The 13,971-nt window shown below is 70.4% G+C and carries 14 protein-coding genes; 7 read left to right on the top strand and 7 right to left on the bottom strand.

Annotation, left to right across the window (positions count from 1 at the left end; all coding sequences use genetic code 11):
- Window positions 1-79: 79 nt before the first annotated feature.
- From AC1D29_RS15510 to AC1D29_RS15495, 4 genes are all read left to right on the top strand, one after another.
- Window positions 80-811 carry a hypothetical protein gene (locus AC1D29_RS15510; RefSeq protein WP_477898901.1) on the top strand — a complete coding sequence of 244 codons (732 nt, stop codon included), beginning with the start codon at window positions 80-82 and terminating at the stop codon, window positions 809-811.
- A 17-nt stretch (window positions 812-828) separates the two neighbouring features.
- The gene (locus tag AC1D29_RS15505) at window positions 829-2,046 is read left to right on the top strand and encodes an RtcB family protein (protein ID WP_477898899.1); all 1,218 of its coding nucleotides are present in this window, start codon (window positions 829-831) and stop codon (window positions 2,044-2,046) included.
- A 142-nt stretch (window positions 2,047-2,188) separates the two neighbouring features.
- Window positions 2,189-3,061 (top strand): c-type heme family protein, encoded by an 873-nt coding sequence (locus AC1D29_RS15500; RefSeq protein ID WP_477898897.1) that lies wholly within the window; start codon window positions 2,189-2,191, stop codon window positions 3,059-3,061.
- A gap of 25 nt (window positions 3,062-3,086) precedes the next feature.
- The gene (locus AC1D29_RS15495) at window positions 3,087-4,550 is read left to right on the top strand and encodes a serine/threonine-protein kinase (RefSeq protein ID WP_477898895.1); all 1,464 of its coding nucleotides are present in this window, start codon (window positions 3,087-3,089) and stop codon (window positions 4,548-4,550) included.
- Between the two features lie 2 nt (window positions 4,551-4,552).
- On the opposite strand, the gene AC1D29_RS15490 is transcribed toward AC1D29_RS15495, so the two are convergent.
- On the bottom strand, window positions 4,553-5,488 hold the full coding sequence (locus AC1D29_RS15490) for a class I SAM-dependent methyltransferase (RefSeq protein ID WP_477898893.1): 936 nt from the start codon (window positions 5,486-5,488) through the stop codon (window positions 4,553-4,555).
- A 24-nt stretch (window positions 5,489-5,512) separates the two neighbouring features.
- Between AC1D29_RS15490 and AC1D29_RS15485 the strand changes: the two genes are divergently transcribed.
- Complete coding sequence (locus tag AC1D29_RS15485) at window positions 5,513-6,433, top strand: glutaminase (protein ID WP_477898891.1); 921 nt, start codon at window positions 5,513-5,515, stop codon at window positions 6,431-6,433.
- Window positions 6,434-6,587: 154 nt separating this feature from the next.
- On the opposite strand, the gene AC1D29_RS15480 is transcribed toward AC1D29_RS15485, so the two are convergent.
- The 5 genes from AC1D29_RS15480 to AC1D29_RS15460 all read right to left on the bottom strand — a co-directional run bounded on the left by AC1D29_RS15480 (window position 6,588) and on the right by AC1D29_RS15460 (window position 10,828).
- Window positions 6,588-7,199, bottom strand: a complete 612-nt coding sequence (locus AC1D29_RS15480; protein ID WP_477898889.1) for a redoxin domain-containing protein — start codon at window positions 7,197-7,199, stop codon at window positions 6,588-6,590.
- Window positions 7,196-9,316: a protein-disulfide reductase DsbD family protein gene (locus AC1D29_RS15475; protein ID WP_477898887.1), complete on the bottom strand. Its 2,121-nt coding sequence runs from the start codon at window positions 9,314-9,316 to the stop codon at window positions 7,196-7,198. Before AC1D29_RS15475 ends, AC1D29_RS15480 begins: the two co-directional genes overlap by 4 nt.
- A 9-nt stretch (window positions 9,317-9,325) precedes the next feature.
- Window positions 9,326-9,877, bottom strand: a complete 552-nt coding sequence (locus AC1D29_RS15470) for a tRNA-uridine aminocarboxypropyltransferase (RefSeq protein ID WP_477898885.1) — start codon at window positions 9,875-9,877, stop codon at window positions 9,326-9,328.
- 12 nt (window positions 9,878-9,889) lie between these two features.
- Window positions 9,890-10,459, bottom strand: a complete 570-nt coding sequence (locus tag AC1D29_RS15465; protein WP_477898883.1) for a hypothetical protein — start codon at window positions 10,457-10,459, stop codon at window positions 9,890-9,892.
- 183 nt (window positions 10,460-10,642) lie between these two features.
- Window positions 10,643-10,828 carry a hypothetical protein gene (locus tag AC1D29_RS15460; RefSeq protein WP_477898881.1) on the bottom strand — a complete coding sequence of 62 codons (186 nt, stop codon included), beginning with the start codon at window positions 10,826-10,828 and terminating at the stop codon, window positions 10,643-10,645.
- A gap of 153 nt (window positions 10,829-10,981) precedes the next feature.
- On the opposite strand from AC1D29_RS15460, the gene AC1D29_RS15455 reads away from it, so the two are divergent.
- Entirely contained in the window at window positions 10,982-12,364 is a 1,383-nt protein-coding gene (locus AC1D29_RS15455; RefSeq protein ID WP_477898879.1) for a leucyl aminopeptidase family protein, read from the top strand.
- On the opposite strand, the gene AC1D29_RS15450 is transcribed toward AC1D29_RS15455, so the two are convergent.
- Complete coding sequence (locus tag AC1D29_RS15450; protein WP_477898877.1) at window positions 12,365-13,171, bottom strand: ProQ/FINO family protein; 807 nt, start codon at window positions 13,169-13,171, stop codon at window positions 12,365-12,367.
- A 308-nt stretch (window positions 13,172-13,479) separates the two neighbouring features.
- On the opposite strand from AC1D29_RS15450, the gene AC1D29_RS15445 reads away from it, so the two are divergent.
- The gene (locus AC1D29_RS15445) at window positions 13,480-13,962 is read left to right on the top strand and encodes a GFA family protein (protein WP_477898875.1); all 483 of its coding nucleotides are present in this window, start codon (window positions 13,480-13,482) and stop codon (window positions 13,960-13,962) included.
- The last annotated feature ends 9 nt before the right edge of the window (window positions 13,963-13,971 follow it).

Raw genomic sequence — 13,971 nt, 5'->3', positions numbered from 1 at the left:
GCGGGGTCTTTCAATCCACGACGCAGTGAGACGGGTTCGAATCACGTCGCGTCCATCAACGCACTGAATCGAGCACCTCATGAAAACCAAACGACTCACGTCCGCGCAGCGGCGCCACCTCGAGTGGCTCCCACAGCGCGTTGGCCTCGCGCCGGAGCTCTATGCGGCGGCGGTGCGCCACTTGTTCGACCGGCCCGTTTCCAACAACTCGGCGCAGGATTGGTACTGGGACATCGACGCGCCCGAGTTCGAGGCCACGCCGCTGGAATGGACGCGCATCCAGACCGTACTGTTCGCGAACGCGGGCACCGACCTGGCGGCCTACAGCGACGAACAGGTCGGCCTGGGCCTGAACTATGTGATGAGCAACGGCATCAGCGACGTGCCGTTCGCGGCCACCCACGCCAGCGTGCCGCTCGACGAAGCCATGCGGATGATGCAGGCCATGCCGGCGCTCTGGCGCGACTGCATCGGGCCGCGGCTGGCCCACGTCCGGGCACCCATCGGCGCTTCTCAGGGTCGGCTCGCCTATGTCTGCTACATGTGGTTCGACGTCTGGCCGACGTTCTGGAATGCGCGGCAGGAGCCCCGCTGGCAGGCCGCGGTCTGGCATGTGCTGCGCGAGATGCTGGACGTGCCCTGCCGCGAGGTCCAGGTCGCGGCGCTGCATGGCATCGGCCACGAGCTGAACCACCTCAACCGGCGCGACGAGATCGAGCGCACCGTCGCCGCATTCATACGTTTGATCGACCCGAGCGATCAAAACCTCAAGAACTACGCGGAAGCAGCCCGCCAAGGCATGGTGCTGTGACGCAGGAAGGAATCCCCATGGAACCCCAACACATCCACGAAGACGTCCCCGGCGGCGTGCCGCTGAAGATGTGGACACAAGGCGTGCCGGTCGAAGACTCGGCCAAGCGCCAGTTGCAGAACGCGGCCCGCCTGCCCATCGTCTTCAGGCACATCGCCGCGATGCCCGACGTGCACTTCGGCATCGGCGCCACCGTCGGCTCGGTCATCCCCACCGTCAAGGCCATCATCCCGGCCGCCGTCGGCGTGGACATCGGCTGCGGCATGATGGCCTGCAAGACCACGCTGAGGGCCGAGGACCTGCCCGACAACCTCGGCCCGCTGCGCGCGGCCATCGAGCGTGCCGTGCCGCACGGCCGCCAGCCGGGCAACCGAGACCCGGGCGCCTGGCAGAAGCCGCCCGGCTCCATCAACACCGCCTGGGCGCAGCTGGAACCCGAGTTCACCGCGCTGTGCCGCGACTACCCCAAGATCGCCAAGACCAACCACATCCAGCACCTGGGCACGCTGGGCTCGGGCAACCACTTCATCGAGGTCTGCCTGGATGAAGCGGGCGCCGTGTGGTTCATGCTGCACTCGGGCTCGCGCGGCGTGGGCAACTTCATCGGCACGATGTTCATCGAGCTGGCCAAGCAGGACGCGCTGCGCCACCAGGCGAACCTGCCGGACCGCGACCTGGCCTACTTCGAGGAAGGCAGCCGCTACTTCGGCGACTACGTGCGCGCGGTCAGCTGGGCGCAGAAGTTCGCGGCCACCAACCGCGAAGTGATGATGAAGCGCGTCATCGAGGCGGCCAAGACCGTCATCCACAAGAACTTCCAGAGCCACATCGAGGCGGTGAACTGCCACCACAACTATGTGCAGAAGGAAACGCACTTCGGCCAGGAGGTCTACCTGACCCGCAAGGGCGCCGTGAGCGCCAAGGCGGGGCAGCTGGGCATCATCCCAGGCAGCATGGGCGCGCGCAGCTACATCGTGCGCGGCAAGGGCCATGCGGACAGCTTTGAGAGCTGCTCGCACGGCGCCGGCCGCGTGATGAGCCGCGGCGACGCCAAGCGCCAGTTCACGCTGGCCGACCACCGCGCCGCGACAGAGGGCGTCGAATGCCGCAAGGATAAGGACGTGCTCGACGAGACGCCCGCGGCCTACAAGGACATCGACGCCGTCATGGCCGCGCAGCGCGAGCTGGTGGACGTGGTGCACACCCTCAAGCAGGTGGTCTGCGTGAAAGGCTAGCCAGGCAATGCGCACCGCTTCAGGGCGCCCGACTTCGGTCGGGCGCCCTTTTTTATGGGCGTTTCGCCGTGCGCCAGGGGAGCATTCACGAAGGCCGGTCGGCACCGGCCGGCACTACCATTGCCGCCCCTACGAGGTCACCATGAAACTGCTCGTCAAATTCAACCTGGTCTATCTGCTGGTGATGAGCCTGGGCATCGCCGTCAGCGGCTACATCGCCCGCCAGCTGCTGCAGGACAACGCCCAGCAGGAGGTCGTCGGCAGCGCGCGCATGCTGATGGAGAAGGCGCTGGCCGTGCGCGCCTACACCAACACGCAGATCAAGCCGCTGCTGGCGTCGCAGATGGCGCATGAGTTCCTGCCGCAGACGGTGCCCAGCTATTCCGCCACCGAGGTGCTGGGCACGCTGCTGGCCAAGCACCCCGAATTCGCCTACAAGGAAGCGACGCTCAACCCCACCAACCCGCGCGACCGCGCCACGGCGTGGGAAGCAGACATCGTGGGTCAATTCAGGAGCGTCGCCGACCTGAAGGAAACCGTCGGCACGCGCGACACACCCGCCGGCCCGTCGCTGTACATCGCCCGCCCGCTGCGCATCACCGACCCCGCCTGCCTGGCCTGCCACAGCAGCGTGGATGCCGCGCCGGCCACCATGGTCGCCAAGTACGGCCCCGCCAACGGCTTCGGCTGGAACCTGAACGAGGTCATCGGCGCGCAGATCGTGTCGGTGCCGCTGGGCGTGCCGCTGCAGCGCGCCGACCAGGTGTTCAAGGTCTTCATCACGTCGCTGGTGGGCGTGTTCGTCGTCGTCGGCATCGTGCTGAACCTGATGGTGTGGATGCTGGTGGTGCGCCCCGTCACGCGGCTGTCGGCGCTGGCCGACCGCGTCAGCCAGGGCGACCTGGAAGCCCCGGAGTTCAGGACCAGCGGCCGCGACGAGATCGCCACGCTGTCCGACTCCTTCTCGCGCATGCGCGCCAGCGTCGTGCAGGCCATGAAGCTGCTTGACGCTTGAAGGCCGCGAACACCGTCTTCCTTTCATGGCCACCACGAAGCATCCGACGCAGCTCGGCAAATACCGCATCACCGAGGTTCTGGGTGAAGGCGCGATGGGCGTCGTCTACAAGGGCTTCGACCCCGACATCCAGCGCACCGTCGCGCTGAAGACCATCCGCCAGCAGATCGACGCCGACGACGACAGCCCCGGCGCTGCCGCCTCGCGCTTTCGCAACGAAGCGCAGGCGGCCGGCCGGTTGATGCACCCGGGCATCGTCGCCGTCTACGACTTTGGCCGCGACCAGCAGATCGCCTACATCGCGATGGAGTTCGTCGAGGGCCGCTCGCTGGCGAGCTATCTCAGCGCCAAGCTGCGCTTCACCGACACCGACATCCCCGGCATCATGAGCCAGCTGCTCGACGCGCTGGGCCATGCGCACGAGAACGGCGTCTGGCACCGCGACATCAAGCCCAGCAACATCATCATGACGGCCGCCGGCCGGCTGAAGGTGGCCGACTTCGGCATCGCCCGCATCGAAAGCACCAGCCTCACGCAGACCCACTACATGGTCGGCACGCCCAGCCACATGGCGCCCGAGCAATTCCTCGGCAAGCCCATGGACCGGCGCGTGGACATCTACGGCGCCGGCGTCGTGCTGTACCAGCTGCTGACCGGCCGCGCGCCCTTCGCGGGCACGACCGAGGCGCTCATGTACAAGGTCGTCAACGAAGACCCCATGCCGCCGTCCATGGTGGAGGGCGCCGACCGCCCCGGCTGGTTCGACGCCATCGTCCGCCGGGCGCTCGCCAAGCGCGCGACCGACCGCTTCGCCACCGCCTACGAGTTCAAGCAGGCCCTCATCTCCGGCGCGGGCCGCAGCATCGACGACAGCAGCTGGGAGCGCACCATCATGATGGCCCCGCCGCGGGCCGAGCGGCCGCCGCAGTCGCCACCCACCTTCGCGCCGCCGTCCACGGCCGGCGGCTCCAGCGGCGCGCCACCACCCACCCACTGGGACAAGGCCCAGCTCACGCAGGCCGAGCACACGCTGGCCAGGCATGTCGGCCCGCTCGCCAGCGTGCTGGTGCGCCGCGCCGCGCGCGAATGCCAGGACCTGAACGAGCTCTACAACAAGCTCGCCGAACAGGTCAGCGACCCACGCGCCCGCGACGCCTTCCTCGGCCAGGCCAGCCTGGTCACCGGCGGCAGCGTGAAGACGGCGGGCGGCACCGCTGGCGCGGCGCCAGGCTCCAAGGGCACGAAAGGCTCGGCGGGTTCGGCGGGTTCAGCGTCTGCAACCGCCATCGGCGGGCCGCTGAACGAGGCAGTCATGGACAAGGCCCAGGTGCTGCTGGCCCAGCATGTCGGGCCCATCGCCAAGGTGCTGGTCAAGCGCGCGGCGTCCGGGACGGACAGCCGGGCGGTGTTCTTCAACCGGCTGGCGGAGGCGGTGAGCGACGCGACGGCACGGGAGAAGTTGCTGAAGGAGCTGGGGCGCTTGGCCTGAGGTCAGCCCCCGGCCGACTCCGGCAGCCGGTAAGCCACGACCTTCAATCCCCGGTCCTCCGACACGTCTTCAAACGCCGCCGGATTTGCCACCCGCTGCACAAACTCCAGCGCCGGCGCGTTCTCCGCCACCACGTCGCGCACGAAATCCAACCCCAGCTTCGGCGTGTTCAGACACAGCAGCGCCATGCCACCCGGCGCCAGCAGCGACGGCAGCCGCCGCGCCAGCCGCGCGTAGTCCTTGGTCGCGACGAAGCTGCCCTTCTGGAAGCTGGGCGGGTCGCAGATGACGAGGTCGTAGGGCCCGCCGCGGGTCAGCTTGCCCCAGGAGTTGAAGATGTCGTGCGGCAGGAATTTCGCGCCGGCCGCCACGCCGTTGAGCGCATGGTTGCGGCGGCCGATGGCCAGCGCGCCGTCGCTCATGTCCACGTTGACGACCTCGGCCGCACCGGCCTGCAGCGCGACGACGGAGAACGCGCAGGTGTAGGCGAACAGGTTCAGCACCTTGGCACCTGGCTTCACGTGCTCGCGCACCCAGCGCCGGCCTTCGGCCATGTCCAGGAACAGGCCGTGGTTCTGGCCGCGCAGCAGGTGCACGCCGTAGCGCGTGCCAGCCTCGGTGACGACATGGGGCTCGGGCACCGCGCCGGCCATCAGCCGCGTGTCCGTGCGACCGCCTTCCTGGCGGCATTGGTAGACCCAGTTCAGGGCCTCGCCTTGCCGGGAGATCTCGCGCCAGCGTGCCTCGAGCGCGGCACCGATGGCAGCCAGCCCCTCATCGGCCAGGGGCTCGAAGCTGGTCAGCAGCAGCACCGGCGGGTAGGCATCGAGCGCCAGGTGCTCGCACCCGGGGAAGCGGCCGCCGCGGCCGTGGAACAGGCGCTGGGCGTCCGTCGGGACTGCCGCCAGCGAGGCGATCGTGTCGAGCAGGGCTTGCATGGGCGCGATTGTCCCGGGGACAGAATGGCCGCCATGGACTTTCAAACCCTCCTCGACGAGATCCACACCGAATTGCGCCCCTTGATGGGCACGGGCGGCAAGGTGGCGACCTACATCCCGGCGCTGGCGCGGGTGTCGCCACACCAGTTCGGCATCGCGCTGCGCACCTGCGCGGGCGAGACGGCGGCGGCCGGCGACAGCGCGGTGCCGTTCTCCATCCAGAGCATGTCCAAGGTGTTCTCGCTGACGCTGGCCATCCGCGCGCTGGGCGAGGCGATGTGGGACCGCATCGGCCGCGAGCCCTCGGGCAGCCCGTTCAACTCGCTGGTGCAGCTGGAGACGGAGCGCGGCATCCCGCGCAACCCCTTCATCAATGCCGGCGCCATCGCCGTGGCGGACCGCCTGGTGTCGCAGGGTGACGCCAAGGCGGAGCTGCTGGCGCTGCTGAGCCGCCTGTGCGGTGAGCCCGTCGCCATCGACGCCGAGGTGGCGCGATCGGAAGCCGACACGGGTTTTCGCAACACCGCACTGGCCAATTTCATGAAGGGATTCGGCACGCTGGACAACGACATCGCCACGGTGCTGGACGTCTACTTCAACCAGTGCGCCATTCACATGAGCTGCGAGCAGGTGGCCTGCGCCGCCGGCTATCTGTGCCGCGACGGCCGCCACCCGCTGGCCGGCACGCCCGTGCTCAGCACCGCGCAGACGCGGCGCGTCAATGCGCTGATGCTGACCTGCGGCACCTACGACGCGGCCGGCGAGTTCGCCTTCCGCATCGGCCTGCCGTGCAAGAGCGGCGTGGGCGGCGGCATCGTCGCGGTGGTGCCGGACCGCCTCACGCTGTGCGTGTGGTCGCCCGCGCTGGATGACACGGGCAACTCCTGGCTGGGACGCCAGGCGCTGGAGCTGTTCGTCGCGAAGACGGGGCTGTCGGTCTTTTAGCCCCTCGCCCAGTCTCGCGGCGCTGAACGCGCGCGAACCTGGTCGGTCCCCCGAGGGGACGGCGCTGCTTGCGGCATCGAGCCACAAGCACGTCGCCCGGGCGGGCCGGCTCGGGAGCGGCCCGCCGCTCGGCCCGCAAGGCGCCAAAACGCCATCAGCTCGCGTACTTGACGCTGCAGCCGTAAGGCCGCGTCGACGCCTTCTCGACCTTCTTGCCCGCGGCCACGGCGGCCAGGGCCTCGGTGACATAGGGCTCGGCCTTGGCGATGTCGGCCTTGTCGGACGTGGCGATGCTGTCGATGCCGCCCTTGTAGGCCAGCGTGCCATCGGCCTTGATGACGTACAGGTGCGGCGTGGTCTGCGCGCCGTAGGCTTTGCCGATCTCGCCCTTGGGGTCCAGCAGCGTCGCGGTGGGCGCGGCACCGCGGTCGGCATTGAGCTTCTGAGCCGTTGCACCGTCGACGAAGCCCTGCTGGCCGGGCGCCGACGAGATCACCTGCAGCCAGACGACGCCCTGCGCGGTGGCGGCCTTCTGCTGGTTCTGCATGTTGCTGCTGCCGTAGTGCTTCTTCACGTAGGGGCAGTCGTGGTTGGTCCACTCCAGCACGACGGTCTTGCCCTTGAAATCGGCCAGCGAGACGGTCTTGCCATCGGCCGTGGTGGCCGTGAAGGCGGGCGCGGGCGCCTCCACCGTGGCGTTGGCCAGCGCCAGCACGGGGGCGGCGACGGCAGCGGCAATCAGGGAACGGCGTAGCAGTTTCATCATGTCGAACTCCGGGGGGCGGTGGGGGAGGAAACAGCCTCGACCGTCTCAACGACGAGGCCGGGGGTGAGGATCTGCGGCAGCACCTGGGCCTCGGCAGCGCCCGGCGCGTAGTAGAGGTACAGCGGCACGCCGGAGCGACCATGGGCCTTCAGCACGGCGGTGATCTTGGGGTCCTCGCGCGTCCAGTCGCCCTTCAGGTAGACGACGCTGTGCTTGGCGAAGGCGTCCTTCACCTCGGGGCGGGACAGCGCCACGCGCTCGTTGACGAGGCAGGAGATGCACCACGCCGCCGTCAGGTTGACGAACACCGGCTTGTTCTGGCCACGCAGCTCGGCCAGGCGCTCGGCGCTGTAGGCCTCGGTGCCGGACTCGCCCGCGGCGCGCACGTCGGCCGAGACCGGCTTGATCCACGCCGCCACGCCCAGCGCCAGCACGACGCTGGCGACCGCCGCGCCGGTGCCGACCCAGCTCGCGCCGCTGCTGTGCCGCCACCACAGGCCGAAGGCCATCAGCACCAGGCCGCCCAGCGCCAGCGCCACGCCGTCCGGCCCGGCCTGCTGGGCCAGCACCCACAGCAGCCAGACGACGGCCGCGTACATCGGGAAGGCCAGGAACTGCTTGAACTTGTCCATCCACGCGCCGGGCCGCGGCAGCCAGCGCTGCGCGGCGGGCCAGAAAGCCAGGATCAGGAAAGGCAGCGCCAGCCCCAGGCCCAGCGCCAGGAACACGGCCACCATGACCGCCGCCGGCTGGGCCAACGCAAACGCCAGCGCCGCGCCCATGAACGGCGCCGTGCATGGCGTGGCGACCACCGCCGCCAGCACGCCCGTGAAGAAGCTGCCCGCCAGGCCGTCGCGCGCGGCCAGGCCCGAGCCGATGCCCGTGAAGCTGCCGCCGATCTCGAACAGGCCCGACAGGCTCAGGCCCACGAGGAACAGCACATAGGCCACCACCAGCACGAACACCGGCGAATGGAACTGGAAGCCCCAGCCCACCTGCTGGCCCCCCGCGCGCAAGGCGATCAGCACGGCGGCCAGCGCCGCAAAGCTGGCCAGCACACCAGCCGTGTAGGCCAGGCCTTCGGCCTTGTGGTTGCCCTTGTTCACCAGCGCCAGCGCCTTGATGGACAGCACCGGGAACACGCAGGGCATCAGGTTCAGGATCAACCCGCCCACCAGCGCCAGCGCCAGTGCGGGCAGCAGGCCCAGGTCGCTCTCGGGCGCAACAGCCGGCGCCGGCGCCTCCGCCGCGGGCGCGCTGAGGTCGGCCGGGCCGGGGCCTTTGCCGGCACCCTCGGGCATGGGGGCAGCCACCGTCCAGGCCTGCGGGCCGGTCGCCGTCGTCAGCACGATGACGCCGGACAGCGGCTTGCCCGCCGCGACCGGCTCGTCGCCGGCCGGGATGTCCAGCGCCCAGCCACCGCCCTCGGCCTTGAGGGCTTGCGGCGCGCTGTGGGCCACCGCGCCCCACGTGTCGGCGAAGAAATAGGCCTGGGTCACACCGGCCGTCGGGCCACCGAGCTTGAAGCCCTGCGCCGCGGGCTTGAGCGTCACGGCAAAAGGCGCCGCCTTGGGGATGAGGCCGCGCCATTCGTCGATCTGCGCCGCATCGCCACCCATCTTGGCCTCGGCCGCCGAACCCACGACCGGCAGGTCCAGGCCCAGGCTCACCTGCTCCGGGATGCAGACGTCCTTGCAGACCAGCCAGCGCACCTCGGCGCCCGGCTTGAAGCGGCCGCCGGGCTTGGCATCGGCCGGCACGGTGAGCTCGACCAGCAGCGCCGCGCGGCCCTCGTAGCCGTAGTTGACGATGGGGCCGATGGCCTGGATGGACGGCGTGGGCCACTGGATGGGCGCAGCTTCGGCGCCTGTCCAGGCGATGGTGGTGGCCTGGCCGGAGTCGCCCGGGTTCAGCCAGTAGGTGTGCCAGTGCGCCTTGATGCTCTGCTCCAGCGCGACCGTGAATCGCTGGCCCGGCGCGACGCTGGCCTGGCTGGACACGAGGCGGGCCTGCACATGCTCGGTGGCGGCCTGGCTGGGGGCTTGCGGCGGCGCGGCCAGGGCGGCCAGCGGCGCGGTCAGCAGGGCGAGAAAAACGGAGCGCAGGGAAGAGAGCATCCCGAAATGCTAGGGCATCCCGGTTTCACCCCGCCGATAAAGGCCTGCCTGGACGAAGGCTTCGAACGCCGTCCACAGCGGATCGAAGCGCTCCGGCGCGCCTTCCAGCAGCGCCAGCGCCTGCAGGCCGGCTTCCAAGGTGGACAGCTGGCCGGGGCGGTGGGCGCGGCGGATGGCGTAGCGGCCGGGCTGCTCGGCCAGGCTCACCCGCGGCAGCCCGGCCAACCAGGGGTTGGCGGCCAGCAGGCGGCGGCTCTGGCGCCAGCTGCCGTCCAGCAGGATCAGGCGGCGCACATCCGCCGGGGCTGGGGTGCCGGCCTCGCCGGGGTAGAGCAATGCCGTGCCGGGGCCGGCCAGCGCGGCGTCGAAAGCCTCGCCGCGCAGCAGCCGCGCGGCCTGCAGGCCCAGCGTCAGGAAGGCCGCGGTGTTCTTCGCATGACCGGCCTCGGCCGGGTGCTGCAGGATCAGCAGCTCGGTGCGGTGGGCCAGCGGCGCCGGCAGCGTGGCGCACAGGCAGGTGGACGCCGGGCGCTCACAGCGCGGGCAGGCCGCGCGGGCCATGGCGGTGCGGCCTCAGTGCGGCGGCGAGACGGTGTTCGGGCCGATGGTCGACACCGTGCCGTCGGCGTCCACTGCGGGTTCGGGCTCGTCGACATGGCGGCGCGAGCGCGTGCTTGGCAGGCTCAGCTGCTTGCGCTTGGCCAGCGAGCCGGCCACCCAGGCACCGCCCAGCACGCCGAAGATGTTCAACGCGCCGAACAGCGGCGCCGCGTTGGACGACAGCAGCAGGTTCTGCAGCGGCGCGGAATAGGCGCGCGGCTTCAGCGCGAAGCTGAAGGCGCCGAAGATCAGCCAGCAGGCCCAGGCCACGCCGATGCCCGACATCATCCAGGCGACGTAGGGTCGGTGGCGGCGGCGCGTCGGGCGCAGCGTCAGATAGCCCCAGACGGCCGCGACGACGAACAGCAGCGCCGCAATGCCCAGCGCCTCGCCCAGCATGACCGGCAGCGCATTGCGGCCGCCGAACGGCGCGTAGAGCTGGCGCGGCAGGCCGACGCTGGCGTACCTCATGGCGGCGGCAGTCCCGAAGGAGTACAGCAGCACGCCCGAGGTGAAGGCAATGGAGCGACGGGCAGCTTTCATGGGGGCACATTCTCGGTGCAGCCGCGGCGAAGGCCTGGCCGGGGATGTTTCGCGGCGCGACGTAGTCCACAGATCGCGGCGCCGGGAAAAACAAAACCCGCCGTCCGGGAGCCGGGCGGCGGGTGGGGCGCTGGTCCTGCCAGCCGGCTGGCATGCCGGTTGGCCGTCTTCGCGTGGTTCGGTTCAGCGCTTGCGGTCCAGGCGCATGGCGCGGGCCAGGCCGCGGCGCTCGCCGCTGTAGAAGCCCGTGTCGAAGGCCTCGTGCTTGCGGCCCTTGTCGACGGATTCCTCGGCGCTCCACGCCTGGCCCATCTCGGGCACGGGGAGGCGGCGGTGCTGCGGTTCGGTGCGGAATTGGATCTTCATCATGGCTGTCTGACCTGGTGAGAGGCCATCTCACGCCGATTGCGGCGCGATTGGGAGGCACAACGCCGGCACGGCCGGGCTGGTTGACAGGGCGCTCACACTTCTTTGCACTCTTCTGTGCAGACAATGCCGGCTTCGAATTCCAGGAACCGCGCGATGACCGTCAAGCTGAAGAAGTCCCTCCCGGCCAAGGCCACCCCCATCACCGTCGTCGACCGCGCCGCCTTCCAGGCGCTGGCGCCGGGCCTGCCCGCGGCCACCCGCGCCTGGCTGGCAACGGTCGGCTTCGTCGGCGCCGCCGACAGCCATGCCCTGGTGCCCGCCGCCGACGGCGGCCTGGGCCAGGTGTTTGCCGGCGTGGCGCACAGCGCCCACCCGTTCGCGCTGGCCAGCCTGCCGCTGGCGCTGCCGGCCGGCGACTACCGGCTGGACGAGGACGGCCTGGGCCTGCACCCGGAAGCCGCAGCGATGTCCTGGGAGTTGGGCGGCTACCGATTCGACCTCTACAAGCCGGCCAAGCGCGAGCCGGCCACGCTGCTGCTGAAGGCCGGCGCGGACGCCGAGCGCGGCGTGGCCCTGGCCGCGGCCATCGCCGCGACGCGCGACCTCGTCAACACGCCGGCCGAGCACATGGGCCCGGCGGAACTGGCGGGCGCCGCCAAGCTGCTGGCCCAGCAACATGGCGCCAGCTTCTCCGAGATCGTCGGTGACGCACTGCTGAAGAAGAACTTCCCCAGCATCCATGCGGTTGGCCGCGCGAGCACGCGCTCACCTCGCCTGATCGAGGTAAGCTGGGGCAACCCCAAGCACCCCAAGCTGGCCCTGGTCGGCAAAGGCGTCTGCTTCGACACCGGCGGCCTGAACATCAAGCCCGGCGAGGGCATGCGCCAGATGAAGAAGGACATGGGCGGCGCGGCCAACGCACTGGGCCTGGCCGGCCTCATCATGGCGCTCAAGCTGCCGGTGCGCCTGCAGCTGCTGATCCCGGCGGTGGAGAACTCGATCGCCGGCAACGCCTACCGGCCGGGCGACGTCATCAAGACGCGCAAGGGCTTGCACATCGAGATCGGCAACACCGACGCCGAAGGCCGCGTCATCCTGTGCGACGCGCTGGCCTACGCGGCCGAGAGCAAGCCCGACCTGGTCATCGACCTGGCCACGCTGACCGGCGCGGCCCGCGTGGCGCTGGGCGCGCAGCTGCCGGCGCTGTTTGCCAAGCACATGGACACGGCGCGCGACCTGGTGGACCTGGGCCTGAAGCTGGACGACCCGCTGTGGCACATGCCGCTGTGGGCGCCGTACCACGCCGGCATCGAGAGCACGATCGGCGACATCGTCAACACCGGCAAGAGCCCGCTGGCGGGCGCCATCAATGCGGCGTTGTTCCTGGAAGACTTCCTGCCGCCCCAGCAGGACTGGCTGCACGTGGACCTGTTTGCGTGGAACGACGCGCCGCGCCCCGGCCGCCCGGTGGGCGGCGAGGCGCAGACGATCCGGACGCTGCTGGCCTACCTGGAGCAGCGCTACACGAGGGCCTGATTACTCGGTCGGGTCCTGGGCCGGAGGCTGCTCGGCGGCCGGCTCGGCCTTGGCGGCCCGGGTGGCGGCCTGGAGGGCTTGCGCCATCTGGGACGGCGCGGGCTGATCGGGCTGCTGAGGAGCAGGCTTGCGGCCCGGCTGCGGCGGGCGGCCGCCTTCACCACGCGCAGGGCGTTCGCCGCGCGACTGGTCGCGCCGGCCGCCTTCCAAGCGCTGCTCGGGGCGGCGCGGGCCAGGGCCTTCCGGTCGGCCGGCACCGGGGCGGCGGTCGTCACGGCGATCATCGCGGCGCCCGCCATCACGATCCTGGCGCGGCGGCGCCGGCGGTGCCTCGGCGCGCTCCTTGCGCGCGATCTCCAGCAGGCCGGGCAGCTCTTCGGGCACGACACCCTTGAGCACGCAGAAGTTGGCCTCGGTCAGCGTCGTGCGCTCGAAGTCCCACAGCAGCTGGGCGCGGTTGCGGCGCTGCTGGAACTCCAGCTGGTGGCGCTCCTGCTCGGCCTGCTGGCGCTCCTGCTGCACGCCCTTGCGGCGGGCCAGCTCTTCCCTGGCAGCCGTCAGGTGCTCTTCGGTGATCTCGCCGGCCGGGTTGCCGTCGAGGTCGAAACGGGTCTTGGCCTGGGTCAGTGCGATCAGGTAGCTGGTACCGCCGGTGTGGCGGCGCAGGAAGGCGCTGAGCTGGGCCTTGCTGAACTTGCCGGGCGCGCGCTCCTGGATGTCGGCCTGGATGCGCAGCTTGACGGGCTTGGGCTTGCCGGTGAACAGCGCCGGGAACAAGGCCTTCAGCTCGGCGCTGGCGTCAGCCACTGGTGCGGCGGAAGCGGTCGCAGCAACGGGTTCGGCAGGCACAGGGGCCTCGGCAGTCGCGGCTTCGGCGGCAGCGGGCACCACGGCCTCTTCGGGCACAGGCGCGGGGGCGGCCGTTGCCGGTTCGTCGGACGGGGTGACGGGATCGGGAAGATCGGAATTCATCGCAGAGCGGCTAGAGACGCGAACGGGCAAGGGCCGGGATTGTCGTTCACAAGGGCGAGAAGGCCCAGGCGGCTCGTGGGATGGCGGTGCGGCGCCGGACGCGGCCATCATCGTCCGGGTCGCCACAGCGCGGAGCGCCGCCCATGCACCTCGAAGGTTCCTGCCACTGCCGCAGCGTGAAGTTCTCGGTCCAAGCCGACTCGCCCGTGCCCTTCATGCGCTGCTATTGCTCCATCTGCCGCAAGACGGCGGGCGCCGGTGGCTATGCCATCAACCTCGGTGCGCTGACGCACACGATGAAGGTGAAGGGCAAGCGCCACCTGCGCATCTACCGCGCGCAGCTGGCCGACAAGGATGGCAAGGGCACGCACACCAGCAGCGGGCGGCGCTACTTCTGCAAGCGCTGCGGCAGCGCGCTGTGGCTGTGGGACCCGACCTGGCCCGATCTGGTGCACCCGCATGCCAGCGCCATCGACACGCCGCTGCCGACACCGCCGGACCACGTGCATTGCATGGTGGGCTCCAAGGCACCCTGGGTCGGCATCGAAGGCCAGCCGAACGACCCGCGCTTCGACGGCTACCCGGACCAGTCGCTGGCCGAGTGGCATGAGGCGCACGGCCTCTAGTCCCAGGGC

This window comes from Roseateles sp. P1_C6 (assembly GCF_056406315.1).
This window is presented reverse-complemented; position numbering and strand designations above follow the sequence as displayed.

Bases quoted from the DNA above. Each gene is read 5' to 3' on its own strand.
- AC1D29_RS15510 (WP_477898901.1), top strand. From the start codon at position 80: ATGAAAACCAAACGACTCACGTCCGCGCAGCGGCGCCACCTCGAGTGG.
- AC1D29_RS15470 (WP_477898885.1), bottom strand. From the start codon at position 9,877: ATGGCCCGCGCGGCCTGCCCGCGCTGTGAGCGCCCGGCGTCCACCTGC.
- AC1D29_RS15460 (WP_477898881.1), bottom strand. From the start codon at position 10,828: ATGATGAAGATCCAATTCCGCACCGAACCGCAGCACCGCCGCCTCCCC.
- AC1D29_RS15445 (WP_477898875.1), top strand. From the start codon at position 13,480: ATGCACCTCGAAGGTTCCTGCCACTGCCGCAGCGTGAAGTTCTCGGTC.
- AC1D29_RS15490 (WP_477898893.1), bottom strand. From the start codon at position 5,488: ATGCAAGCCCTGCTCGACACGATCGCCTCGCTGGCGGCAGTCCCGACG.
- AC1D29_RS15495 (WP_477898895.1), top strand. From the start codon at position 3,087: ATGGCCACCACGAAGCATCCGACGCAGCTCGGCAAATACCGCATCACC.
- AC1D29_RS15480 (WP_477898889.1), bottom strand. From the start codon at position 7,199: ATGATGAAACTGCTACGCCGTTCCCTGATTGCCGCTGCCGTCGCCGCC.
- AC1D29_RS15465 (WP_477898883.1), bottom strand. From the start codon at position 10,459: ATGAAAGCTGCCCGTCGCTCCATTGCCTTCACCTCGGGCGTGCTGCTG.
- AC1D29_RS15485 (WP_477898891.1), top strand. From the start codon at position 5,513: ATGGCCGCCATGGACTTTCAAACCCTCCTCGACGAGATCCACACCGAA.
- AC1D29_RS15475 (WP_477898887.1), bottom strand. From the start codon at position 9,316: ATGCTCTCTTCCCTGCGCTCCGTTTTTCTCGCCCTGCTGACCGCGCCG.
- AC1D29_RS15505 (WP_477898899.1), top strand. From the start codon at position 829: ATGGAACCCCAACACATCCACGAAGACGTCCCCGGCGGCGTGCCGCTG.
- AC1D29_RS15455 (WP_477898879.1), top strand. From the start codon at position 10,982: ATGACCGTCAAGCTGAAGAAGTCCCTCCCGGCCAAGGCCACCCCCATC.
- AC1D29_RS15500 (WP_477898897.1), top strand. From the start codon at position 2,189: ATGAAACTGCTCGTCAAATTCAACCTGGTCTATCTGCTGGTGATGAGC.